The sequence below is a fragment of the Streptomyces aquilus genome (assembly GCF_003955715.1).
Lineage (GTDB): Bacteria > Actinomycetota > Actinomycetes > Streptomycetales > Streptomycetaceae > Streptomyces > Streptomyces aquilus.
This window is the reverse complement of record NZ_CP034463.1, coordinates 5,260,782-5,284,455: the sequence shown is the minus strand read 5'-3', so window position 1 is coordinate 5,284,455 and position 23,674 is coordinate 5,260,782. Positions and strand designations below refer to the sequence as shown.

Annotated in this window: 25 protein-coding genes and 2 tRNA genes; 14 read left to right on the top strand and 13 right to left on the bottom strand. The window is 70.5% G+C overall.

Annotated elements, in window-relative coordinates; all coding sequences use genetic code 11:
- Positions 1 to 209: 209 nt before the first annotated feature.
- The gene (locus EJC51_RS24215) at positions 210 to 683 is read right to left on the bottom strand and encodes an SSI family serine proteinase inhibitor (protein WP_126272998.1); all 474 of its coding nucleotides are present in this window, start codon (positions 681 to 683) and stop codon (positions 210 to 212) included.
- A 171-nt stretch (positions 684 to 854) separates the two neighbouring features.
- Between EJC51_RS24215 and EJC51_RS24210 the strand changes: the two genes are divergently transcribed.
- The 3 genes from EJC51_RS24210 to EJC51_RS24200 all read left to right on the top strand — a co-directional run bounded on the left by EJC51_RS24210 (position 855) and on the right by EJC51_RS24200 (position 1,990).
- Positions 855 to 945 (top strand) — tRNA-Ser (locus tag EJC51_RS24210).
- 200 nt (positions 946 to 1,145) lie between these two features.
- Positions 1,146 to 1,218: transfer RNA gene (locus EJC51_RS24205), tRNA-Arg, on the top strand.
- Between the two features lie 73 nt (positions 1,219 to 1,291).
- Positions 1,292 to 1,990, top strand: a complete 699-nt coding sequence (locus EJC51_RS24200; protein WP_126272997.1) for a signal protein — start codon at positions 1,292 to 1,294, stop codon at positions 1,988 to 1,990.
- A gap of 15 nt (positions 1,991 to 2,005) precedes the next feature.
- Here EJC51_RS24200 and EJC51_RS24195 read toward each other — a convergent pair whose 3' ends face one another.
- The gene (locus EJC51_RS24195) at positions 2,006 to 2,185 is read right to left on the bottom strand and encodes a hypothetical protein (protein WP_126272996.1); all 180 of its coding nucleotides are present in this window, start codon (positions 2,183 to 2,185) and stop codon (positions 2,006 to 2,008) included.
- 260 nt (positions 2,186 to 2,445) lie between these two features.
- Between EJC51_RS24195 and EJC51_RS47810 the strand changes: the two genes are divergently transcribed.
- Complete coding sequence (locus EJC51_RS47810) at positions 2,446 to 3,735, top strand: hypothetical protein (protein ID WP_166682898.1); 1,290 nt, start codon at positions 2,446 to 2,448, stop codon at positions 3,733 to 3,735.
- Positions 3,736 to 3,783: 48 nt separating this feature from the next.
- On the opposite strand, the gene EJC51_RS24185 is transcribed toward EJC51_RS47810, so the two are convergent.
- Both EJC51_RS24185 and EJC51_RS24180 read right to left on the bottom strand, forming a co-directional pair.
- Positions 3,784 to 4,293 carry a hypothetical protein gene (locus EJC51_RS24185; RefSeq protein ID WP_126272995.1) on the bottom strand — a complete coding sequence of 170 codons (510 nt, stop codon included), beginning with the start codon at positions 4,291 to 4,293 and terminating at the stop codon, positions 3,784 to 3,786.
- Between the two features lie 210 nt (positions 4,294 to 4,503).
- On the bottom strand, positions 4,504 to 5,004 hold the full coding sequence (locus EJC51_RS24180; RefSeq protein ID WP_126272994.1) for a MarR family transcriptional regulator: 501 nt from the start codon (positions 5,002 to 5,004) through the stop codon (positions 4,504 to 4,506).
- Between the two features lie 74 nt (positions 5,005 to 5,078).
- On the opposite strand from EJC51_RS24180, the gene EJC51_RS24175 reads away from it, so the two are divergent.
- The 9 genes from EJC51_RS24175 (at position 5,079) to EJC51_RS24135 (ending at position 15,278) form a co-directional block, all read left to right on the top strand.
- Positions 5,079 to 5,438, top strand: coding sequence for an HGxxPAAW family protein (locus EJC51_RS24175; RefSeq protein ID WP_126272993.1), 360 nt, complete (start codon positions 5,079 to 5,081; stop codon positions 5,436 to 5,438).
- Positions 5,439 to 5,477: 39 nt separating this feature from the next.
- Positions 5,478 to 6,350, top strand: coding sequence for a DUF2797 domain-containing protein (locus EJC51_RS24170; RefSeq protein ID WP_126272992.1), 873 nt, complete (start codon positions 5,478 to 5,480; stop codon positions 6,348 to 6,350).
- Positions 6,351 to 6,494: 144 nt separating this feature from the next.
- Positions 6,495 to 6,872, top strand: coding sequence for an antibiotic biosynthesis monooxygenase family protein (locus tag EJC51_RS24165; RefSeq protein WP_166682897.1), 378 nt, complete (start codon positions 6,495 to 6,497; stop codon positions 6,870 to 6,872).
- Positions 6,873 to 6,974: 102 nt separating this feature from the next.
- Entirely contained in the window at positions 6,975 to 7,715 is a 741-nt protein-coding gene (locus EJC51_RS24160; protein WP_165951221.1) for a response regulator transcription factor, read from the top strand.
- Positions 7,712 to 9,307, top strand: a complete 1,596-nt coding sequence (locus EJC51_RS24155; RefSeq protein WP_207924793.1) for a sensor histidine kinase — start codon at positions 7,712 to 7,714, stop codon at positions 9,305 to 9,307. The genes EJC51_RS24160 and EJC51_RS24155 overlap by 4 nt, the downstream gene beginning before the upstream one ends.
- A 13-nt stretch (positions 9,308 to 9,320) precedes the next feature.
- A complete protein-coding gene (locus EJC51_RS24150; protein ID WP_126272990.1) occupies positions 9,321 to 10,754 on the top strand; it encodes a bifunctional glycosyltransferase family 2/GtrA family protein in 1,434 nt (477 codons plus the stop codon).
- Positions 10,751 to 12,841: an ArnT family glycosyltransferase gene (locus tag EJC51_RS24145; protein ID WP_126272989.1), complete on the top strand. Its 2,091-nt coding sequence runs from the start codon at positions 10,751 to 10,753 to the stop codon at positions 12,839 to 12,841. The genes EJC51_RS24150 and EJC51_RS24145 overlap by 4 nt, the downstream gene beginning before the upstream one ends.
- Before the next feature lie 141 nt (positions 12,842 to 12,982).
- Positions 12,983 to 14,458 (top strand): MFS transporter, encoded by a 1,476-nt coding sequence (locus EJC51_RS24140; protein WP_126272988.1) that lies wholly within the window; start codon positions 12,983 to 12,985, stop codon positions 14,456 to 14,458.
- 55 nt (positions 14,459 to 14,513) lie between these two features.
- Positions 14,514 to 15,278: a TetR/AcrR family transcriptional regulator gene (locus tag EJC51_RS24135; RefSeq protein ID WP_126272987.1), complete on the top strand. Its 765-nt coding sequence runs from the start codon at positions 14,514 to 14,516 to the stop codon at positions 15,276 to 15,278.
- Here the strand turns inward: EJC51_RS24135 and EJC51_RS24130 are convergent.
- From EJC51_RS24130 to EJC51_RS24115, 4 genes are all read right to left on the bottom strand, one after another.
- The gene (locus EJC51_RS24130; protein WP_097266056.1) at positions 15,262 to 15,735 is read right to left on the bottom strand and encodes a PPOX class F420-dependent oxidoreductase; all 474 of its coding nucleotides are present in this window, start codon (positions 15,733 to 15,735) and stop codon (positions 15,262 to 15,264) included. The two genes, EJC51_RS24135 and EJC51_RS24130, sit on opposite strands and share 17 nt — an antisense overlap.
- Positions 15,736 to 15,744: 9 nt before the next feature.
- Positions 15,745 to 16,569, bottom strand: coding sequence for a YceI family protein (locus EJC51_RS24125; protein ID WP_126272986.1), 825 nt, complete (start codon positions 16,567 to 16,569; stop codon positions 15,745 to 15,747).
- Between the two features lie 86 nt (positions 16,570 to 16,655).
- Positions 16,656 to 19,091 (bottom strand): MFS transporter, encoded by a 2,436-nt coding sequence (locus EJC51_RS24120; protein ID WP_483025183.1) that lies wholly within the window; start codon positions 19,089 to 19,091, stop codon positions 16,656 to 16,658.
- 82 nt (positions 19,092 to 19,173) lie between these two features.
- Positions 19,174 to 19,659, bottom strand: a complete 486-nt coding sequence (locus EJC51_RS24115; RefSeq protein ID WP_126272984.1) for a MarR family winged helix-turn-helix transcriptional regulator — start codon at positions 19,657 to 19,659, stop codon at positions 19,174 to 19,176.
- A gap of 194 nt (positions 19,660 to 19,853) precedes the next feature.
- Between EJC51_RS24115 and EJC51_RS24110 the strand changes: the two genes are divergently transcribed.
- Positions 19,854 to 20,057: a hypothetical protein gene (locus tag EJC51_RS24110; RefSeq protein WP_059194469.1), complete on the top strand. Its 204-nt coding sequence runs from the start codon at positions 19,854 to 19,856 to the stop codon at positions 20,055 to 20,057.
- A 9-nt stretch (positions 20,058 to 20,066) separates the two neighbouring features.
- Here EJC51_RS24110 and EJC51_RS24105 read toward each other — a convergent pair whose 3' ends face one another.
- From EJC51_RS24105 to EJC51_RS47805, 5 genes are all read right to left on the bottom strand, one after another.
- Positions 20,067 to 20,780, bottom strand: a complete 714-nt coding sequence (locus EJC51_RS24105) for a hypothetical protein (RefSeq protein WP_126272982.1) — start codon at positions 20,778 to 20,780, stop codon at positions 20,067 to 20,069.
- Positions 20,781 to 20,819: 39 nt separating this feature from the next.
- Positions 20,820 to 21,710, bottom strand: a complete 891-nt coding sequence (locus EJC51_RS24100; protein WP_126272981.1) for an RNA polymerase sigma factor SigF — start codon at positions 21,708 to 21,710, stop codon at positions 20,820 to 20,822.
- A 303-nt stretch (positions 21,711 to 22,013) separates the two neighbouring features.
- On the bottom strand, positions 22,014 to 22,898 hold the full coding sequence (locus EJC51_RS24095) for an RNA polymerase sigma factor SigF (protein WP_126272980.1): 885 nt from the start codon (positions 22,896 to 22,898) through the stop codon (positions 22,014 to 22,016).
- A gap of 175 nt (positions 22,899 to 23,073) precedes the next feature.
- Positions 23,074 to 23,367 (bottom strand): Dabb family protein, encoded by a 294-nt coding sequence (locus EJC51_RS24090; RefSeq protein ID WP_126272979.1) that lies wholly within the window; start codon positions 23,365 to 23,367, stop codon positions 23,074 to 23,076.
- A 19-nt stretch (positions 23,368 to 23,386) separates the two neighbouring features.
- Complete coding sequence (locus EJC51_RS47805; protein WP_165951220.1) at positions 23,387 to 23,563, bottom strand: hypothetical protein; 177 nt, start codon at positions 23,561 to 23,563, stop codon at positions 23,387 to 23,389.
- Positions 23,564 to 23,674: the final 111 nt, after the last annotated feature.

Here is a 23,674-nt window from a genome sequence, read left to right as displayed (position 1 = left end):
CACGCGAGGGAGTCTAAGGGCTGCGGTTGCGCGCGCGGCCCCGGATGAGAGGGAGGTCGCACGACGAAGTGACGCAGAACGTGTGACCGACTCCCGCGACCTCTTGCTTCGTCTCCGGGGGACCTGCGCGCCGCTTTCACGTCCCCGCTGATTCCGCCATGAAATGCCTGTGCGAACACGACGGGTGTACGCGACCTCCCGCCATGGCCTCACCCCCGCAGGTCGGGCAGCAGCGGCACCATCCGGTCCCACCGCCCGATCTCGCACCCGTTGCTGCGGTCGTACGTCGCCTCGACGGGCCGCCCGGCCCAGGTCCCGGTGACATGCGCGGTGGCGGGGCCGCCGTACTGCCTGGTGCAGAGGCTGTCGTCGGGTACGGGGGCGAAGGTGTCCTTGCCCCACTGGGTGCCGCGGTCGAGCGCGGCGCAGGCGCGGCCGGCGTCGGGGTGGGTGCCGCCTCCGGGGTGGCAGTACAGCTCGAAGGTGCCGTCCTTTCCGCCGCCCGCGTTCCGGACGGTGACGGTGAGGTGGTCGCCGGTGCCGAGGTCGTCGCGGGCGGGCGGCGGCATGCGGTCCAGGGCGGTGGCGGGCGAGGCGGCCAGGGAGCCGACGGCGACGAGGGAGGAGGCGCCGGCGACGAGCAGCCGGGCGAACGGGGCGCGGGACTTCCGGAACAGGGACATGACCTGACTAACGCCGCCCGCCCCGGCCGGTTGCGGCGCGGCCCGGTGACGGCGAGAAGGGCTTTGCCCTGCGGCCCGCCTGCCTAGTACCGTGGGAGGCGATTGGTGACACCGCGCTCGACTGTGTCATCATCTGCACGCACCACTCGCGCTCGCGCGGGCGGCTGTGCTGGAGGCGTCGCCTAGTCCGGTCTATGGCGCCGCACTGCTAATGCGGTTTGGGACTTAAATCCCATCGAGGGTTCAAATCCCTCCGCCTCCGCGCTTGATCACGAAGCCCCGGTCCTCGGACCGGGGCTTCGTCGTTGTCCGGCATCGGCCGCGCATGCCGCCGACAGGGCGTTTCCGCAGGTCACAAGGGGTAAGGCAAACGGATTTCACATGGCGGCGGCAGTCATGTAATGTTCTTCCTGTCGCCGCGAGCGGCCCGGAAGGGCAAGGAACGGCGGGAAAACAAAACAAGCACTCGTAGCTTAACGGATAGAGCATCTGACTACGGATCAGAAGGTTGCAGGTTCGAATCCTGCCGAGTGCACACCGACGAAAGGCCCCGGAGAGATCCGGGGCCTTTCGCGTTTCATGGTGATGTTCCGGGGAGGGAGAGCGCGATGAGGGTCAGGGGCGGCGGCAGAGCGGGGCTCGTGGGGATGGGACTCGCGGCCGTGCTGGTGGGATGCGGCGGCGGGGGCGACACGGAGGGCGCGGGGGCCGGGGAGGCGTCGGAGCGGGCGTCCACGGCTTCCGCGTCCGCATCCTCGTCCCCTGCCTCGTCCGCGTCCTCGTCGTCCTCGTCGGAGCAGGGGCGGCTCGCTCCCGATGTGTTGCAGAGCCGCTGGTGGTCCTGGGCGGCCTCCGAGCCCGAGTCGACGAACCCGGTCGCGGACGAGGACGGCGGCGACTGTGCGCGGAACCAGCCGAAGGACGTGTGGTTCCTGGCCGGCACCTTCGGGACGCGGGCCGCGCGCAGCTGCCCGGTCCCGGCCGGGGTGCCGCTGGCCTTTCCCCTGGTGAACCGGATCGGCGGCCCCGCCGACTGCGCGCTGTTCATGGACGGTGTGGAGGGCACGGCGGTCCTGGACGGCAAGAAGGCCGAGGCGGACGTCTACCGGGGCCAGGCCGTCACCGTGGAGAGCGTCGCCGGCAATCCCGTCACCGGCACGGACGAGACGTTCGAGGGCACCGGGTGCGGGCTGTGGGTCCAACTGCCCGGTCTGGACAGCGGTCTGCACACGCTGAAGATCCGGGGCCGGGCCGGCGACTTCGCGACGGGCGTCGACTACACGCTGACGGTGGCCGCCAGCTCGTAGGGGTCGTACGGCAGTTCAGGCCGCCGCCCCGGCCAGCCGGTGGAAGGCCTCGATGGTGCGCGGGTGGGCGAGCTCGTCCAGGAGGTGGCGCCACTCGGGGTCGGCGGCGGCCGGGTGGGTCAGGTCCCAGGCGGTGAGCAGCGGAGCGAGTTCGCTGTCGTCGGTCGGGGACGAGGGGTTCGCCGGTGTGTTCATGAGAGCTTCCTTCCTGCGAGGGGTCTGAGCCCCTGGGACGGGATGCGTTCCTCCGAAGGCCCTTGAGAACCTCTGCCTTCCACCATGCCGTGACCCCACTCGCGGAACCATGGAGTCGCCCACCGGAGCGGGGGTGTGGTCAGCCCCACCCACCGGACGCGGGGTGGCCGGTGTCGGCTCAAGTGTCGCGCCACTCCCGCCCGTTGAGGCGAACATTCGCGCTTGTGTCGCATGTTCGAATGCGCCTAGCTTCTCGCGTCATGACCATGACGAGAAGAACGATCCTGCGTGGCATGGCCGCCGGCCCCTTCGCCGGTGCCGCCGCGAACGTCCTGTCCGCCACCCCCGCCCAGGCCGCGACCGTCGACGCGAACCAGTACTCCCTGACCGGCCGCTCCTCCAACGAGCACGGCGAATTCGCCGCACTGGCGGCCGGGTTGGCGTCCCGGCTGACCAAGGTGGACGCCACCACCGTCATCGCCACCACCAACCGCGACGCCAAACCGCTGACCAGCGCACCCAGCACCGCCGAGGCCTTCCAGACCGGCTTCGCCTGGGACCCCGCCGACCAGGACGTCCTGTACTGGATACCCCAGGGCGTCACCACCAGCGCCGACGCCTACGGCAACGGCCGCTACCCGGACAGCGGCGGTGACAAGGTCGTCCTCGTCTCCTGGTACTTCGAGACCGACACCGACCCCGACACCCCGGGCGACGAGCAACCCATCGACAAGGGCATGCGCCTGACCTTCGTCGACTACAACGCCGCCGCCGCGCCCACCTATCGCCACGTCCTGCTGGTCGAGCCGGTACGGACGGCCACCGGCGCGTACTCCTTCGCACCCGTGCAGAAGCACGCCGGCGGCATCATGTGGTACGGCAACCTGCTGTACGTCGTCGACACGTACAAAGGGCTGCGGATCTTCGATCTCAACACCCTGTTCACGGTCGACACCGCCGAGAAGGACGTCTGCGGTCTGCACACCGACGGCAGTTACTACGGGTACGGCTACCAGTACGTCCTCCCGCAGAGCCACGCCTACGACAACGCGGGAACGTATCTGCGCTACTCGACCATCGGCCTCGACCGCGCCAGCACCCCCGACAGCCTGGTGATAGGCGAGTACTCGTTGGACGGAGTGGTCTCCTACAACGACCCCGGCCACACCTTCAACGGCACCGGCGCGCCCGCCGAGACGACACCCCATGTGGTGCGCTGGCCGCTCGACTACACGGACCGGCATCCGGGCTCGCTCACCGCGACCGAGGCCGTCACCGTCGCGCAGAAGAAGATCCAGGGCATCGTCTCCCGCAAGGACAAGCACTACCTCTCGGTGAGCGCGGGTCCGTCCACCAAGGGCGCCCTGCGCACCTTCACCTCCGGCTCGTCCACCGCCACCACCGTCGCCGACCTCGCCATCGGCTGCGAGGACCTGAGCTTCCACAGCAGCGGCGCCTCCGGGTGGGCGTACGGCGAGTCCGTGATCTGGAACGTCAGTGAGTACGACGGACTGCGGTACGTGTACGCGGTGCGGGCGGACGGTTCGTGAGCGTCTTGTCCTGAGCCTGTTGTCCTGAGCCTCTTGCTCCAGCTTGCTCTAACGGGCGAGCAGGAGGTCGTCGTGGCGGAGGCGGACGGCGGTCGGCAGGGGGCGTACCGGCACCGCCTTCTCCGCGCGGCCGCCCGCGAAGACGCACAGCCGCAGCACCAGGAACCGTCCGATCCCGGCGAGACCGGAGGCGCCCAGGTAGACGGCCTGCTCCCGGACGAGGCCCGGCGAGGCCACCACGGCGTGCAGCACGACCATCGCGGCGCAGGTCACCCCGTAGGCCACCGTCGCCGAACCCGCCGACTGAAGATGGCGGCGCAGTCCGGCGCGGCGGCCGGTGCCGAAGGTGACCAGGGCGTGCAGCTCGGTGCAGAGCAGGGTGGACGAGACCGTGATCACCGCGTTCGCCAACGCCCAGGGCATCAGCGTCGCCAGCAGCGGGACCGCCGCGCCGGCCAGCAGCCCCACGCCTCCGCCGCACACCACGAACCGGACGAAGGAGGCGAACGCGCCCACCCCCTGCCGCACGTCCGGGCGCTCCGTGCGCTGGGTCTCCATGGCGGTGTCCTTCCGGGGCGGTCGGGGAGCTGCTGACGTGCTCCACGATCTCCCGGCGGGCCTCGCGAAACGATGGTGCGCCCTCCCGGAACGGGGGTAGGGCCAGCTCCACCATCTCCCTTCGGCCACGCCCGACTTGGCCGCCCTTCGGCCACGCCCGACTTGGCCTTCCTTCGGCCACATCCGACTTGGCTTCTCTTCGGCTACGCCCTACTTGGAGCGCCCGGCGGCCTGCGCGTCCTGGCCGCGCAACTCCTCGATGTACTCCAGTGCGAGGCCTGTCGTCCGCGTGAACCAGTCGTTCAGTACGGCGATCTCGGCGGCGGAGTAGTCGGCGAAGAGGGTGTCGAGGCGGGCGTAGTAGGGGCCGTACAGGGCCGTGACCCGGGCGACCGCGGCCGGGACGGCGGCGACCCGGACGCGGCGTCGGTCGGCGGGGTCGGGGCGGCGGGTGATGAAGCCGCCGCGCTCCAGACGGTTGAGGATGCCGGTCATCGCGCCCGTGGTGACGTGGGCGTGCTCCGCGAGGTCGCCCGCGGTGAGCAGGTTCTCGCCGGCCTTCAGGACGCAGGCGAAGCAGAGCAGGTCGGTGACGTTCAGGCCCAGCCGCTGGGCCATTTCCTGCTGGCCGAGCAGGTGCGTCGCGATGAGGGAGTCCATCGACGACAGCGCCTCGGCCGGGGTCGTGGCGGGGCGGGGCTTGGCTGGCATCTTCCCTATTACCTTAGATTGTGAGAGGTTTAGTGTCTGAACTTCTTAGATCGTGAGAGATCGGGGGTGGGTACGTGAGCCAGTATGACGAGGGGCACACGATCGCGGGGTGGACCGGATGCGCCGTGGCCACGGTCGGTTGTGTCGTCCTGGGCCTCGGGGTGGTCATGGTGTCGGTCCCGGTGCTGGCGGGCGGGGGTGCCGTGGTGCTGCTGGGGCTTCTGGTCACCTGGGCCCTCCATCTCGCCGGCTGGGGCAAGCCGCCGGGGCGCCGGCCGCGGGAGGAGTGGGGGCTGCGGACGCGCGACCTGTCGGCGCGGGACGGGCATCCGGGGTGTGTGGGGTGCCGGCTGGCGGGGCGGGGGCGGCGGGCCGCGGTACCGGTGGTCGCCGCCGCCGAGCCGGAGGTCGTCACGGCGGACGCGGGTGGCTGATCGGGGCGTTGTCAGTGGCGCCCCCTACTCTCGTCAGAGATGGCACAGGCATGGAAGTGCTCGGGGCTGCGATGGTCGGCGGACGGTCCCGTGCTGGCGTGGGACGGCGGTCGGCGCAGTGCGCTGACCTGGGGGAAAAGGGTGGCCTTCGGGGTCGCGGACGGGGGTGTGCGGACATGCGTGGGAGCGCGGGGGCATGCGTGTCCGGTGCGGGCGGCCGTGCCGGGGCGGAGCACGGGGGCGCGGTGCGAGGAGTGTGCGCGGCTGGACCGGGCGCACTCCGTGGCCGCCGACACGATCGCGGACGACCCACGCCCGTACCACGTATATCTGGCGTGGTTCGGCCCCGGCATGACCAAGGTCGGGATCACCGCTGAGGAGCGGGGTTCCGCGCGGCTGCTGGAGCAGGGGGCAGTCTGCTTCAGCTGGCTCGGCCTCGGCCCGCTGATGGCCGCCCGGCGGACGGAGGAGCTGCTGCGGGCCGCCCTCCGGGTGCCGGACCGGATTCCGTACGCCGACAAGCGCGCCGTGCGGTCCGCGTTGCCGGGGACGGCGGCGGAGCGGGCGGCCGAGATCGCGGAACTGCACGGGCGGGCGCTGGCGTTGGGCGGCTGGCCCGAGTCGCTGCGGGCCGAGCCGTTCCGGCCCGTGGACCACATAGAGGTGTTCGGCCTCGCGGGGGTGCCGGCCGCTGTCGGTGCGGTGTCCGAGCTCGTCGCGGGTGGCGTGGTGGGTGGGCGGCTGGTCGCCGCCGCCGGGCCGGATCTGCATCTGGACACGGGGGACGGGGTGATCGTGCTGGACACGAGGCTGATGACGGGGTGGGGCCTGGTGCCGGTGGAGGGGGCGGAAGTGTCGGTGCCGGTGCGGGAGTTCAGGCGGGAGGCGGGGGTGCAGGACGGGTTGTTCTGAGGGGCCGGGCGACGGCCCGGACGCGGAAGGTGAGAGGGGCCGGGCGCCCGCCCGGGCCTGGAAGGTAAAGAGACGGATCCCTCCGGGATCCCTTTCGGCAAGGTCCCTGGACGCGGCGCCGCACCGGGGGCGACCGTGGACGACATGAGTGATCAACACATTGCACCTGTCGCGCCCGTTCTCCCCGTCGCCGCCCATGAACCGCCGTACTACGCGGTCGTCTTCACCTCCGTCCGTACGGAGGAGGCGGAGCGGGACGGCGGATACGGCTCCACCGCGGAGCGCCTGGGCGAACTGGTCCAGGAGATCCCCGGGTTCCTCGGCGAGGACTCGGCGCACACGCCGGGCGGACTCGCGGTCACCGTGGCCTACTTCCGGGACCTGGCCGGCATCGAGGCGTGGCGGCAGCACGCGGCGCACCGCGAGGCCAAGGAGCACGGTCAGGCGCACTGGTACGAGCGCTACGCGCTGCACATCGCCAAGGTCGAGCACAGTCACGGCTTCCAGCGGGCCCGCGGCTGACCTCGGGCGACCGGTGCCGCCTGGGTGTTCCCTGTGCGTTTCTCAGGGAAATCACAGGAAGACGAAAGCCGGTTCTCAGAGCGTCCCGACAGTGTGTCCACCATGACCACGACCTCGCCCCAGGGGCGCACCGAACTGCTGAGGCCGGACGGGAGCCCCGTCCGAGTGCTTGTGGTGGACGACGAGCAGTCGATCACCGAACTGCTGTCCATGGCCCTGCGCTATGAGGGATGGCAGATCCGGAGCGCGGGGGACGGCACGGGTGCCGTCCAGACCGCGCGGGAGTTCCGGCCCGACGCCGTCGTACTCGACATGATGCTGCCCGACATGGACGGGCTGACCGTCCTCGGGCGGCTGCGGCGTGAGCTGCCGGACGTCCCCGTCCTGTTCCTCACCGCGAAGGACGCCGTCGAGGACCGTATCGCCGGGCTCACCGCCGGTGGGGACGACTACGTCACCAAGCCGTTCAGCCTCGAAGAGGTCGTCGCCCGGCTGCGCGGCCTCATCCGGCGTTCCGGCGCCGCCGACCGCCGCTCCGACTCCGTCCTGGTCGTCGGCGACCTCACGCTGGACGAGGACAGCCACGAGGTCTCGCGGGCCGGGGTGTCCATCCACCTCACCGCCACCGAGTTCGAGCTGCTGCGCTTCCTGATGCGCAACCCGCGGCGGGTGCTCAGCAAGGCGCAGATCCTGGACCGCGTGTGGTCCTACGACTTCGGCGGCCAGGCCAATGTCGTCGAGCTGTACATCTCCTACCTGCGCCGCAAGATCGACGCCGGTCGCGAGCCGATGATCCACACCCGGCGCGGCGCCGGTTACCTGATCAAACCCGCGGCGTCATGAGCGGACGGCGACGGCCGCGTCCGCAGAGGAAGCGACTGGGCAAGCCGCGTACCCTGCGGGCGCGGCTCGTCGTCGCGTCCGTGGTGCTGATCGCCGTGGTGTGTGCGGTGATCGGGACCGTGACGACGTTGGTGTTGCGGTCGCATCTGTATGAGCAGCTGGGCACCAAGGTCGGAGAGGCCGCGATGCGGGCCTCCGGCATGGGCGCGCCGCCCGGCCTGCAGACCAAGGGCACGGGCGGCCCCGGGAGCACCCCGGCCACCTTGACCGATCTGGTCACCAAGGGACCGCAGCAGAGCAGCATCGCGGCCACGGTGCAGAAGGGCGTCATCACTGATGCCCTGGTGGGGAACGACGACGCCTACACCCGGTCTGCGGAGTCGCTGAGCGACGCGGCGATCGAGGCGCTGAACGAGGTCTCCCAGGACCAGAAGCTGCACACCGTGGACCTTCCCGGCCTCGGTGAGTACCTCGTCCGGTACGCCTCCGGTGACAGGGGCGACTACTACGTGGGCCTGCCCACCAAGGAAGTCAACAACACGCTCAACACCCTCATCGCCGTGGAGGCCAGCGTCACCGCCGCCGGCCTGGTGGCCGCCGGTATCGCCGGTGCTGTCATCGTCGGCGTAGCCACCCGCCCCCTCCGTCGCGTCGCCGGGACGGCCACCCGGGTCTCCGAACTCCCCCTCCACACCGGCGAGGTGAACCTCAGCGAGCGAGTCGCCGAGTCGGAGTGCGACCCGAGCACCGAGGTCGGCAAGGTCGGCGTCGCGCTCAACCGGATGCTGGACCACGTCCACGCGGCCCTGCACTCCCGTCAGCAGAGCGAGATGCGCGTCCGCCAGTTCGTCGCCGACGCCAGTCATGAGCTCAGGACGCCGCTGGCCTCCATCCGTGGGTACGCCGAACTCACCAGACGCGGCCGGGAGCAGATCGGCCCCGACACCCGCCACGCGCTCGGACGCATCGAGTCCGAGGCGGGGCGTATGACGTTGCTGGTGGAGGACCTGCTGCTGCTCGCGCGGCTCGACGCCGGGCGCCCGCTCCAGTTCGAGCAGACCGACCTGATCCCCCTCGTCGTCGACACCGTCAGCGACACCCGCGCGGCAGGCATGGAGCACAACTGGCGGCTCGACCTGCCCGATGAACCCGCCCTCGTCTCCGGCGACGCCGCACGCCTCCAGCAGATCCTCATCAACCTCCTCGGCAACGCCCGCAAGCACACCGCCCCCGGCACCACCATCACCGCCCGCGTCCAGCGGCGCGGCCCCTGGATGTGCGTGGACGTCGAGGACAACGGCCAGGGCATCCCACCGGATCTGCTGCCGCATGTCTTCGAGAGGTTCGCGCGCGGTGACTCGTCCCGTTCCAGGGCCTCCGGGTCCACCGGGCTGGGGCTGGCCATCGTGCAGGCCGTGGCGACCGCGCACGGCGGTGCCGTGACCGTGGACAGCGTGCCGGGCCGGACCGTGTTCACGGTCCACCTGCCCGCGCTCGCCCCCGCGACGCCCCGCCCGGCGCCCGAAACGAACTGGCAATCGCACTCACAGGCACAGCACAGTGCCGGCACATGGGTGCAACAGGGCACTTGACGACAGTCGGTGCATGCGAACCGACTCTTCTCCCGGCACTCTGCCGGCGCGGGAGCACCTCCCGGCCGCAGCCGCCGGTACGCCTGTCCTGGACGTAGTGATCCCCGTCTACAACGAGGAGAAGGACCTCCAGCCGTGTGTGCGCAGACTGCACGAGCACCTCACGCGCACCTTCCCGTACGCGTTCCGCATCACGATCGCGGACAACGCGTCGACGGACACCACCCCGCAGGTGTCCCGGCGGCTGGAGGCGGAGATCGCCGAGGTCCGGGCCTTCCGACTGGAGCAGAAGGGCCGCGGCCGCGCCCTGCGTGCCGTGTGGTCCGCCTCGGACGCGCCGATCCTCGCCTACATGGACGTGGACCTGTCCACCGACCTCAACGCCCTGCTCCCGCTGGTGGCCCCGCTGATCTCGGGCCACTCCGACCTGGCGATCGGATCCCGCCTCGCCCGCTCGTCCCGAGTGGTGCGCGGCCCCAAGCGGGAGTTCATCAGCCGCTCGTACAACCTCATCCTGCGCGGCTCGCTCCAGGCCCGCTTCTCGGACGCGCAGTGCGGCTTCAAGGCCATCCGGCGTGATGTGGCGCAGGCGCTGCTGCCGATGGTCGAGGACACCGGCTGGTTCTTCGACACCGAGATGCTCGTCATCGCCGAGCGCGCGGGGCTCCGTATCCACGAAGTGCCCGTCGACTGGGTCGACGACCCCGACTCCACTGTTCATATCGTCAAGACGGCGACCGAGGACCTGAAGGGGGTGTGGCGGGTCGGCAAGGCGCTGGCCTCCGGCTCGCTGCCGCTGGACCGGATCGCGCGTCCCTTCGGCGACGACCCGCGCGACCGCGAGATCAAGGACGTACCGAAGGGGCTGGCCCGCCAGCTCGTCGGGTTCTGTGTCGTGGGCGGTCTGTCGACCCTCTTCTATCTCCTCCTCTACAGCGGCTTCCGGACCTTCTCCGGCTCGCAGGTCGCCAACGCGCTCGCGCTGCTGGTCTCCGCCGTCGCCAACACGGCGGCCAACCGCCGGCTCACCTTCGGGGTGCGCGGCAGCGGCGGCGCCGTCCGGCACCAGGCGCAGGGCCTCGTCGTCTTCGGTATCGGCCTCGCCCTGACCAGCGGCTCGCTCGCCGCCCTCGACGCGGCCGGCGGCGACCCCGCGCACTCCACCGAACTGGCGGTCCTGATCGTCGCCAACCTCGCCGCCACCGTGCTGCGCTTCCTGCTCTTCCGTGCCTGGGTGTTCCCCGAGCGCCGCGAGTCGACGCTGGTCGCGAGCCACACACCCGGCCGGCCACCGCACCCGCCGCTGCCGATGCGCGCGGGCGGCCACCACTTCACGTACGACGACCAGTTCCGCGCCGGTGAAGCCGCGGACCGCACCTGGGGGGACGCCACCATGCAGTTGCAGCCGGTGCGCCCGACCGACACCGACCCGAGGGACGCCCGATGACCATCACCAGTACGGCCGTGCCGGAGCCCTCGGCTCCGCCGGCCCCGCCCGCCCCCGAGGCCGGTGAGCCCAAGCAGCCGTTCGTGCGCGGACTGTGGCGCGGCCGGCCCGAGGACCCCCGCTGGGCGCGCCCGGCCTTCTGGGGCCTGCTGCTCGCCACCGCGGTCCTGTACTTCTACGACCTGAGCTCCTCCGGCTACGCCAACTCCTTCTACTCCGCGGCCGTCCAGGCCGGCAGCCAGTCCTGGAAGGCGTTCTTCTTCGGCTCGCTCGACGCGTCCAACGCCATCACCGTCGACAAGCCCCCGGCCTCGCTGTGGCCGATGGCGCTGTCGGTGCGGATCTTCGGGCTCAGCTCCTGGGCGATCCTGATGCCCGAGGTGCTGATGGGCATCGGCACGGTCGCCGTCGTGTACGCCTCCGTGCGTCGCCGTTTCAGCCCCGCGGCCGGTCTGATCGCGGGCACCGTGCTCGCGCTCACCCCCGTCGCGGCGCTGATGTTCCGGTTCAACAACCCGGACGCGATGCTGGCCCTGCTGATGGCGGTCGCCTGCCATCTCGTCGTGCGCGCCCTGGAGGACGGGCGGACGAAGTGGCTGGTGTGGGCGGGCGTGGCGATCGGCTTCGCCTTCCTCGCCAAGACGCTCCAGGCCTTCCTGATCCTGCCGCCGCTCGCGATCGTGTACGCGGTCTGCGCACCGGTGTCGCTGAGGAAGCGCTTCGGCCAACTGGCCGCCGCGACCGCCGCGTTGATCGTCTCCGGCGGCTGGTGGGTCGCGATCGTCGAACTGTGGCCCGCCTCCTCACGCCCCTACATCGGCGGCTCCCAGAACAACTCGTTCCTTGAACTGACCTTCGGCTACAACGGCCTTGGCCGTCTCAACGGCGAGGAGACCGGCAGCGTCGGCGGCGGTGGCGGCAACAGCGGCGGCCAGTGGGGCGAGACCGGCTGGGACCGGATGTTCAACTCCGAGATCGGCGGCCAGATCTCCTGGCTGCTCCCGGCGGCCCTGATCCTGTTGGTCGCGGGCCTGTGGGCCACGCGCAGGGCGCGCAGGGCGTCCGTCACCCGCGGCGCGTTCCTGGTCTGGGGCGGCTCGCTGGTCATCACCATGGTCGTCTTCAGCTACATGGCGGGCATCTTCCACCAGTACTACACGGTGGCCCTCGCCCCCTACCTGGCGGCCGTGATCGGCATGGGCGCCGGGCTGCTGTGGGAGAAGCGCGCCGAACTGTGGGCGTCGATCACGCTCGCGGCGTCGGTCGTGGCGGCGGCCGCCTGGAGCTACGTCCTCCTCAACCGCACCTCCGACTACCTGCCCTGGCTGAAGTGGCTGGTCCTGATCGGCGGTCTGGTCGCCGCGCTCGGCCTGATCTTCGCGGGCCGGATCAGCCGCCGACTGGCCCTCGCGGCGGCGTCCCTGGGCCTGGTGGCCTCCCTCGCCGGCCCGACCGCGTACACCATCAGCACCCTCCAGGAGGGCCACACCGGCTCCATCGTGACGGCCGGCCCGGCCGGCGCGAGCATGGGCATGGGCGGCGGGGGCGGCCGGGGCGGTGGTCCCGGTGGCGGTGGCGGTGGCTTCCCGGGCGGCGGGATGCCGGGCCAGAACCAGCAGAACGGCAACGGCAACACCCAGAACCAGCAGGGCAACGGTTTCCCCGGGGGCACTCGGACGGGCGACGGCGGCGGCATGGCCGGTGGCGGCGGTGGCGTCGGCGGCCTGCTGAACGGCGCGACCGTCTCCGACGAGGCCAAGAAGCTGCTGGAGACCGACGCCGACGACTACACGTGGGCCGCGGCGGCCATCGGCGCCCAGAACGCGGCGAGCTACCAACTCTCCACGGGCGAACCGGTGATGGCGATCGGCGGCTTCAACGGCACCGACCCGTCCCCGACGCTGGCCCAGTTCAAGCAGTACGTCGAGGACGGCAAGATCCACTACTTCATCTCGTCCGGCTCCGGCGGCGGCATGGGCGGCAGCGGCACGTCCTCGCAGATCACCTCCTGGGTCGAGGCCAACTTCAAGAAGGTGACGGTGGGTTCGTCGACCTTCTACGACCTGACGCAGAAGGCGAGCAGCTGACGTGACGCGGTGAAGGGCGGCGACCGGTGGAGGTCGCCGCCCTTCTCGTCGTACGGCGAGAAACAGCGGGACGGCGAGAAATCGCGGGACGGCGAGAAATCGCGTTGTACGGTGTATAGCGACCGCTCTACGGTGTACAACATGTCTGCTCCCGCTCCCGCTCCCGCACCCGCCGCCGTCGCCCAGAGCCACCCCCAACGCTGGCTCATCCTCGGTGTCATCTGCCTCGCCCAGCTCACCGTCGTCCTCGACAACACCGTGCTGAACGTCGCGATCCCCTCGCTCACCCGTGAACTGGGCGCGGCCACCTCGGACATCCAGTGGATGATCAACGCGTACTCCCTGGTGCAGTCCGGGCTGCTGCTCACCGCGGGCAGCGCCGCCGACCGCTACGGCCGCAAGAAGATGCTGATCGCCGGCCTGAGCCTGTTCGGCATCGGCTCGCTGGTCGCCGGACTGGCCGACAGCACCGGCCAGTTGATCGCGGCGCGGGCCGGGATGGGCGTCGGCGGCGCGCTGCTGCTGACCACCACCCTCGCCGTCGTGATGCAGATCTTCGCGCCCGAGGAGCACGCCAAGGCCATCGGCATCTGGGCGGCCGTCAACGCCCTCGGGTTCGCGTGCGGTCCGCTGCTCGGCGGGTTCATGCTGGACCATTTCTGGTGGGGCGCGATCTTCCTGATCAACCTGCCGGTCGCGGCGGTGGGGTTGGTGGCCGCGGTGACGCTGGTGCCGGAGTCGAAGAGCCCGCGAGGAGACCGTCCCGACCTGCTGGGCGCGCTGCTGTCGACGATCGGTATGGCGGCGCTCGTCTTCGCGATCATCTCCGGTCCGGAGCACGGCTGGACGTCGGGCCGGGTGCTGCTGACGGCGGCCGTCGCGGTGGCCGTCCTGGGCGGGTTCGGGTACTGGGAGACCCGGATCGAACACCCCATGCTCGACCTGCACTTCTTCAGGAACCGCCGCTTCACGGGCGCCATCGCGGGCGCGGTGCTGATCACCTTCGGCATGGGCGGCTCGCTCTTCCTGCTCACCCAGCACATGCAGTTCGTCCTCGGCTACGGCCCCCTGGAGGCCGGTCTGCGCACCGCGCCGCTCGCCCTGACGATCGTCGCCCTCAACTTCTCGGGCCTGGCGGCGAAAGCGGCGACGAAGCTGGGCACCCCGACCGCCATCGGAGTGGGCATGGCGCTGATGGCGGCCGGGCTGGCGTCCATCGCGACGCTCGCCTCCGGCGGTTACGCCGGGACGCTGATCGGGCTGCTGCTCATCGGGGCGGGGGCGGCGATCGCCAGCCCGGCGATGGCGCACGCCATCATGAGCTCCATTCCGCGGGAGAAGGCGGGGATCGGAGCGGGTATCAACGGGACGGTGGCGGAGTTCGGGCAGGGGCTCGGGGTGGCGGTGCTCGGCGCGGTGCTGACTTCGCGGTTCGCGGCGGAGTCCTTGCCGGCGGCGTTGGCCGAGGCGCGGTCGGCTGCGGAGCGGGTGCGTCTCACGGAGGCGTTCTCTTCTGGGCTGGAGAGCAGTTTGCTGGTGGGGGCCGTTGCGGTGTTGGCCGGTGGGCTGGTTGCCGCCGCGTTGTTGAGGCGGGCTGAGCGGGGAGAAAGTGCCTAGGCCGCTGAGAGGGCGCTTAAGGTGATCGTTGATCGCAAAGCTAGGAAGGTGCGCCATGGAGAAGGCCGGTCAGCGGGCTGCGCGTACCAGTGTGTGGCTGGAAGGGAAGGCGCGGCGGAGTGCCCGGGGTGGCGGTCAGCCCACCGGGCTCGACCGTGAGCGCATCACCTCGGCCACCGTCCGGCTCCTCGACAGTGAAGGGCTGGCCAAGTTCTCCATGCGGCGGCTGGCCGCCGAGTTGAACGTCACCGCGATGTCCGTCTACTGGTACGTCGACACCAAGGACGACCTCCTCGAACTCGCCCTCGACGCCACCTACGGCGAACTGGACCTCCCCGACCCGGAGGCGGACGGCGAGGACTGGCGCGACCAACTCCGCGTGCTGGCCCGGGGCTACCGTTCCCTGCTGGTCCGGCACCCCTGGATGTCCTCGCTGGTCGGCACGTTTCTCAACATCGGGCCGAACAGCCTGGTCTTCTCCCGGTTCATCCACGGCGTCATCCGCCGCACCGGCCTGCCCGCGCACGGCCTGGCGGCGGCCATCTCCGCGGTCTTCCAGTTCGTGTACGGCTTCGGCACCATCGAGGGCCAGTTCAACGCCCGTTCCGTCCAGGTCGGCATGACCCCCGACGAGTACTTCCGCGACGCGATGAGCGCGGTGAGCCAGGCCCCGCAGACCGCCGACCTCGTCAAGGAGGCGGAGGACATCATGGCGGCGCGGGGCGGCGACACGGTCGAGGAGATGTGGGAGCGGGACTTCGACTTCGCCCTCGATCTGCTGATCGCGGGGATCGAGGCGATGGTCAGGCGTCCGGCGTGACGAGTCGGGCCGGAAAGCCCCCCGTCGCCACCGGACCCCACTTCTCCGGTGTGATCCGGATGATCGACTTGCCCTGCTTGAGCATCGCGGCCCGGTACTCGTCCCAGTCCGGGTGCTCCCCGGCGATGTTCCGGTAGTACTCCACGAGCGGCTCGACGGAGTCGGGCGAGTCGATGACCTCGGCGGTGCCGTCGATCTGGACCCACGGCCCGTTCCAGTCGTCGCTCAGCACGACGAGGCTGACCCGCTCGTCGCGCTTGGCGTTGCGCGTCTTGGCCCGCTCCGGGTAGGTGGAGACGACGATCCGCCCGGAGTCGTCGACCCCGCACGTCAGCGGGGACGCCTGCGGGCTGCCGTCCGCCCGGCGGGTCAGCAGCAGGGCCTTGTGCCGGGGCCGTACGAAGTCCAGCAACTCGTCGAGGGAAACACGGGTGTTGGTAGCGATGCTCGGTGCCATGGCCCCACCCTAGGCCTGCGGAGGCAGGGACTCCCCTTGTACCGCCTGAATGTCGAGCTCCACCTTCAGCGTCGTGCCGATCGCCGCGATCCCCGCCTGCACGACCTGGTTGTAGTTCATCGCGAAGTCGTCCCGCCGCAGTTCGGTCGTCGCCCGGAACGCCGCCCGCGTCCCGCCCCACGGGTCGGCGCCGGTGCCGAGGTAGGCGAGGTCCAGGTCGACGGGGCGTACGACACCGTGCATGCCCAGCTCCCCGTGGACCGTCCAGCGGTCGGTGCCCGCGAGCGAGATGCCCGTCGACCGGTAGGTGATCTCGGGGTGCACCTCGACGTCCAGGAAGTCGGCGGACTTCAGATGGCCGTCGCGCATCGCGTTCCCCGTGTCGATGGACGCGGCCCGGATCACCGCCGCCACCCGGGACTTGGTGACGTCGTCCGGCGCGATCTCGATCGTGCCGGCGAAGTCCGTGAAGCGGCCGTGCACGCTGGAGATGCCCAGGTGCTGGGCGACCGCGCCGACGCTGGAGTGCACCGGGTCGATGGTCCACGGTCCCGGCGGCGGGAGTTCGGTGCCGCCCTGGCGGGCCAGGGTGACCGTGCCGACCTCGGCCCGGCCGCTCGCCGTGACGATCGCGCTCGACGCGGCGGGCGCGTAGCCGACGGCGGTGACGATGACGGTGTACGCGCCGGGCGCCAGCGGCTCGGGGTCGCGTACCGCGCCCTCCTCGTCGGCCTCGGCCCGCAGCACCTGCGTGCCGGTCATGTCCGTCACCGTGACGACCGCGTGCGACACGGCCCATCCGTCCCGGGTACGGATCCTCGCGGTCAGTCCCATCTCAGCTCTTCTCTCCTCACACGGGTCCGGCCCGTGGGGCGCGCCTCCGCTCGGGACGCGCTCCACGGGCCGGGGTTCTCAGTGACTCACTCGCCGGGGTGCGCGAGCTCGATGTCGTGACCGTCGGTCCCCTGCCCGGTCACCGTCAGGGCCGTCGCGACCGGCGGGTAGCCCGTCGCGATGACCGTGTACTCGCCGCCGCCCAGGTCGGTGAAGGCGTACGCCCCGTCCGACCCGGTGGTGGCGGTGCCGACCACGTTGCCGGCCGCGTCCACGAGGGTCACCCGTGCGTCGGCCAGCGGACCGTGCGGCGCGCGTACGACGCCCTGGACCTGGGCGCCGGAGTCCAGCTCCACCTCGATCCGGGTGACCCCCGTGCCGCCGACCTCGACGGGCAGTGCGCGCGGCCGGTACCCGGCGGCGTTCACCGCGACGGTCACGGCACCCGGCACCAGCTCGGCGAAGCCGAACTCGCCCTGCTCACCGGTGGTCCCGGTGGCCAGCAGATCACCGCGGACGTCGGTCACGATGACCATGGCGTCCTTCACCGGCAGCGCGCCGTCCGAGGCCCGCACGACCCCGCTCAGCCCGCTCGTGCCGCTGAGTAGGATGTCGTACGCCACCGGCTCGCCGTTGACCACGACGGTGGACGCCTGCGGCTGGAAGCCGTCCGCGGAGGCGATCAGGACGTACGAGCCGACGCTGGGCGCCTCCACCCCGTAGGAACCGTCCGCCTGCGTCACCGACCGGCCCAGCTGCCGTCCCGCGAGCGAGATCAGCGTGACCGCGGCCTGCGGGACGGGCGCGCTCTCGGCGCCGCGGACGTGACCGCGGACCGGGATGCCGCCGGACGGTGCGACCGGGGCCTCGACGGTCGCCACGGCGGCGAGCCGCTGGGTGCCGTCGGCGACCGGCTCGGCGGTGGCCCAGCTGGGCACCCGCTCCTCGGCGACCGGCGCCTCCGTAACAGCCTCCACCGGAGCCTTCTCGGCCTCGGACTCGGACGCCGCCTGGGCCAGCGCACCCTTGGTCTTCAGCGGGACCTCCTTGATGAACAGCGTGATCAGGAAGGCCGCCGCGGCCAGGCACGCGGCGATCAGGAACACGTCCGCGATGCCGTGGCCGTACGCGCTCTCCATGACCGTGCGCAGCGGCGCGGGCAGCTTGTCCATGTCCGGGATCTCGCTGGAGCCGTTCGAACCGGAGGCGAGGGAGGCGTACTTGGGGCCGAGGTCGGTCAGGCCGTCCCTGACGTAGTCGGTGATCTTGTCGGCCATCACGGCACCGAGCACCGAGACGCCCATCGCACCGCCGAGGGACCGGAAGAAGGTGACCGTGGAGGACGCCGAACCGAGGTCCTTGGGCTCGACCTGGTTCTGCGTGCACAGCACCAGGTTCTGCATCATCATGCCGATGCCGAGACCCAGCAGGGCCATGAAGATCGCGGTCTTCCAGTAGTCCGTGTCGTAGCGGATGGTGCCGAGCAGGCCGAGGCCCGCCGTGATGAGCACGCCACCGCTGACCAGCCAGGCCTTCCAGCGGCCGGTGCGGGTGATGAACTGCCCGGAGACGGTGGAGGAGACGAACAGACCGCCGATCATCGGGATGGTCAGCACGCCGGACATGGTCGGGGACTTGTCGCGGGCCAGCTGGAAGTACTGGGCGAAGAAGACCGTGCCGGAGAACATCGCGGTGCCGACGAACATCGACGCGATCGACGACAGAGTGATGGTCGGGTTGCGGAACAGCCGCAGCGGGATGAGGGGTTCGGAGGCCTTGGACTCCACCAGCACGAAGATCAGGGCGAGCGCGATCGAGCCGCCGACCATGGCGTAGGTCTGCCAGGACACCCAGTCGTACTTGTCACCGGCGAAGGTGACCCAGATCAGCAGCAGCGACACCGCCGCCGCGACGAAGAACGCGCCGGCCCAGTCGACCTTCACGTCCCGCTTCACGACCGGCAGGTGCAGGGTCTTCTGCAGCACGATCAGCGCGATCACGGCGAAGGGCACACCGACGTAGAAGCACCAGCGCCAGCCGAGCCACGAGGTGTCGGTGATGACACCGCCGAGCAGCGGGCCGCCGACGGTGGCGACGGCGAAGGTCGCGCCGAGGTAGCCGGAGTACCGGCCGCGCTCGCGCGGGGAGATCATCGCCGCCATCACGATCTGCGCGAGGGCGGAGAGCCCGCCGACGCCGATGCCCTGGACCACGCGGAAGGTGATCAGCATGCCGGCGTTCTGGGAGAGTCCGGCCGCGGCCGATCCCAGCACGTAGATGACGAGCGCTATCTGGACGAGCGCCTTCTTGCTGTAGAGGTCGGCGAGCTTGCCCCACAGGGGAGTGGAGGCCGTCATCGACAGCAGGGCGGCGGTGACGACCCAGGTGTAGGCGGACTGGCCGCCGCCGAGGTCACCGATGATCTCCGGGAGGGCGTTCGAGACGATCGTGGACGACAGGATCGCCACGAACATCCCGAGCAGCAGCCCGGAGAGCGCCTCCATGATCTGCCGGTGCGTCATCGGGGCATGCTCGGCGCCTCCCCCGTGCTTGGCATGAGCCCGCACACCGGCTGGTGTGGTCGTTGCCATGGGCTTCCTTCTCTTAAGTGGTCGCGGGTGTACGGGTGGTCTCTTCGAACACAGGAGGGGCGGCGGGGGCGCGGCCGTCGTCGAAGCTCGCCCGGAGCCGGGCCATGAGCCGGCTCAACTGGGCCACCTCGTCGTCGCTCCAGTCACTGAGCCGCTCGGCGAGCATCCGGCAGGTCCGCTCCGACAGTTCGTCGAGCCGGGCCAGGCCCGCCGGGGTGAGGTGCAGGATGCGACCGCGCTTGTCCGCCGGGTCGGGGGAGCGCCGTATCCAGCCGCGCTCGGCGAGGTGCGCCGCATGGCGGCTGGTCACCGACATGTCCACGGCGAGCAGCTCCGAGAGCTTGCTCATGCGCATGTCCCCGTGGCGGGCGAGCAGCGTCAGCACGGCGGCGGAACCGCTCGGGCAGTCGGACGGCAGGATCCGCCCCATCTCCCGCTTCACGGCACCGAAGGCACTGAACTGGCGCATCAGCTCCTCGTACTGCGGCTGACCGGCCATGCCACCTCCCGTATTCGTTGCTTGGGGCAACCATAGGAGAGGTTGGTTGCTACAGGCAAATAAAACGGGTGAGGGCCGCATAAAAACTTGGCAAAGGCAAGTATTGCGAGCGTAAACGCGCATGTGAGAGGCGTTGGAGCAGGTCCCTGCCCCGCACTTGGGCCGACACGGCGGATTCGCTAGTGTCTCGGGGCATGGCTAACACCCAGGACCCCCAGGGCAACTACGACCCCGCCGGCAGCACCCAGATGTTCCGCGCGTTCGTCGACGAGGGCCCGCAGGGCCGCCAGCAGGCGGCCGCCGCCCCCACCTCCTCCGGCCCGCGCATCGGCCTGATCGTCGGTGTCGTCGTCGCCGTGGCGATCGTCGCGGCGGTGGCCTGGCTGGCGCTCAAGTAGTTCCCGGGGTCACTCCCAGCGGACGTCGACGTCCCGCGTCTCGATGTGCATGCCGAGCGGCACGCGCCACGCCTCGACGCACACCGTCCACGTCCGCTCCTTCCGCGCGCCGCCCCCGACCGGCGCCGGAAGCGCCACCTCCGACTCGACGGTCCCCCAGTCGACCCCGAGCGCCCCGATGACGTGCGTCCCGAACCGCGCGGTCCCCGAACGGACCGCCGCGTCCCCGGAGTTGCGGAACACGAGCGTCACGTCCTCGCACCACCGCCGGTCGGTGGCCGTCCGCACGGGAGCGTCCCAGGTGAGCGCGGCGGGCGCGGTCGTACGACGGGAGGACGCCGTCGGGGACGGTGAACCGGACGCCGTAGGACCGGACTTGGCGCCGCTCGTCGGGTGGGCACCCGACGCGCGGGCCCTGGACGGGTGGGCGCTCGGCGCCGGGAGGTCCGGATCCGGTGAACCGTCCGTGTGGTCACGGGAGTTGCCGACGCCGGTGCTTGCCGCACCGCTCTCGAGCGGCACCACCCGCACGTCCCCCGTCGGCTGCACGGACGAGGGCGGGCCGGCCGGCGGCCCGACGGCCGTGTAGCCCTCACCCGTGCTGCCGCACGAGGTCAGCGCCACGCCCAGACAGACGACGGCCGCCGATGCGCCGATCAGGGCGCCTCGACGGCCATACGTCCATGTCGTACTCGGTGTCGTGCCCGGTGTCGTACGGAGCATCGGGCCATGGTGGCTGACACTCCGTCAATTATGAAGACCTCAGTCGGAGATGAGGCCTTCCCGCAGCTGCGCCAGGGTCCGGGTCAGCAGCCGGGAGACGTGCATCTGGGAGATGCCGACCTCCTCGCCGATCTGCGACTGGGTCATGTTGGCGAAGAACCGCAGCATGATGATCTGCCGCTCGCGGGGCGGCAGTTTGGCGAGCAGCGGCTTCAGGGACTCGCGGTACTCGACGCCCTCCAGGGCGGTGTCCTCGTAGCCGAGGCGGTCCGCGAGGGAGCCCTCGCCGCCGTCGTCCTCCGGGGCCGGGGAGTCCAGCGAGGAGGCGGTGTAGGCGTTGCCGACCGCGAGGCCGTCGACGACGTCCTCCTCCGACACCCCGAGAACCGCGGCGAGTTCGGCGACGGTCGGGGAGCGGTCGAGCTTCTGCGAGAGCTCGTCGCTGGCCTTGGTGAGGGCGAGCCGCAGCTCCTGGAGGCGGCGCGGGACCCGCACCGACCACGAGGTGTCGCGGAAGAACCGCTTGATCTCACCGACGACCGTCGGCATCGCGAACGTCGGGAACTCCACGCCCCGTTCGCAGTCGAAGCGGTCGATCGCCTTGATCAGGCCGATGGTGCCGACCTGGACGATGTCCTCCATCGGCTCGTTGCGCGAGCGGAACCGGGCGGCGGCGTACCGCACCAGCGGGAGGTTGAGCTCGATCAGGGTGTCCCGGACGTAGGCACGCTCGGGGCTGTTCTCGTCGAGTGCGGCGAGCCGCAGGAAGAGGGAGCGGGACAGGGTGCGGGTGTCGATGGCTCCCGAGGCCGCGGGGGCCGGGAGAGCCGGGGCCGGCGCGGCCTCGACAGCGGTTACGGCGTCGAGCGCGGGCGCGGACTCGCTCTTCGTGAGCGTGAGCACCTTCGAGCTGCCCTGGTCTGCGGACATGCCACCCCCTCTGGGTCGCGGGACGGTCGCGGCCGGCGTTCCGTCGAGGAACGTCAGCCTTCACCTGAATACCGGCGCCGAAGCCCCGGCAAACGCGCTTCCGGCAGAATGTCACATGTCGGCAACACGCTGTAGTGACATGTCGACATGCGAGACGTGAATACGCCCTGGATAAAGGGGGTCTGACGGTTTTTCGGCGCAGAACCGTGGGGATCCGTGCTGGTGAGCGATTCGCTCGCGAAGGTGATCTATCGCTTGTGCATTCGGTTGGGCCTCGTCCGATTCCCGACCGGAGCTCCAGTCTCAGGCCTCGATGCGATTCGCGGACCGCAGCCGCTGGAAGCTACGCGCGAGTAGCCGCGAGACATGCATCTGGGAGACGCCGAGTTCCGCGCTGATCTGTGACTGGGTGAGATTGCTGTAGTAGCGCAGAAGAAGGATGCGCTGTTCCCGCTCGGGCAGTTGCACCAGCAGATGCCGTACGAGATCCCGGTGCTCCACGCCGTCCAGGGCGGGGTCCTCGTAGCCGAGCCGGTCGAGGAGGCCCGGCAGTCCGTCGCCCTCCTGGGCGGCCTCCAGTGAGGTCGCGTGGTACGACCGCCCGGCCTCGATGCAGGACAGCACCTCGTCCTCGCCGATGCGCAGCCGCTCGGCGATCTCGGCGGTGGTGGGGGTGCGTCCGAAGGCCGTGGTCAGGTCCTCCGTCGCGCTGTTGACCTGCACCCACAGCTCGTGCAGCCGGCGCGGCACGTGCACGGTCCGTACGTTGTCCCGGAAGTACCGCTTGATCTCGCCGACGACCGTCGGCATCGCGAACGTCGGGAACTGCACACCGCGGTCCGGGTCGAAGCGGTCGATGGCGTTGATGAGCCCGATGGTGCCGACCTGGACGACGTCCTCCATCGGCTCGTTGCGGGAGCGGAAACGGGCGGCCGCGTACCGCACGAGCGGGAGGTTGGCCTCGATGAGCGCCCCGCGCACCCGGTTGTGCTCCGGCGTGCCCGGCTGGAGCCCCTTGAGCTGGCCGAAGAGCACCTGGGTGAGCGCCCGGGTGTCCGCTCCGCGGCTGCGCTGGGGGGTGGCGGGCGCCGGGGGCTGGAGGGACACCGGAGCCTGGACGGGCGCGGGGGTCTGAACGGGCGCCTCTTCCTGGGGCGGCGCAGTACTGGCCGACACGGTCAACGCCACCTCTTCATCGGTCTACATCGGTCAACTCATCCGTCAAAAGCGGTCATAGCATCACAAGACATGTGCACTGTGTGCAAGCACCTCATAACCCCGTGTTGAGGGAAGAGTTGAGGCGGAAGACGCACGAAAGCCCCCCGCCGTTCCGACGAGGGGCCGAACGAGGTGGGCCTTGGACTCAGTAGGCGTAGTCCGCGATCACCCAGGTGGCGAACTCCTTCCAGAGCCCCACCCCCGCCTGGTGCTCCGGGTGCTCGACGTAACGGCGCAGCGCATCCACGTCCTCGAACCCCGAGTTGATGGCGAAGTCGTAGGCGATGGGCCGGTCGCTGAGGTTCCACCCCAGCTCCCAGAACCGGATCTCGTCGATCTTCCCCTCCAGCGTCCGGAAGGCCTCGACACCCGCCTCGACGCGCGGGTCGTCGCGCTCGACACCGTCGTTGAGCTTGAACAGGACGAGATGGCGGATCATGAGCACTCCTGGTGACTGCTTACTGCGCCCCGTCGGCGAGCCAGGTGAAGAAGTCGCCGATCGCCTTGGCGGCGTCCGATATGCCCTCGAACCCTATCTGGACGTAGTCGGCGGCCTTGGCCGGGTCCGTGATGATCACGTACAGCACGAAGACCACGAGCAGATAGACGGCGGCCTTCTTCGAATTCACCGCCATCGCGGCCTCCCCCGTGACTGAGGTGCTCTTTGGGACTGGTGTGCCAGCGGCGAGTGTAACTTCACGTCGTATTTAAGGACCAACGGCCCGCAGGCTCAGGCCTTCTCGCCT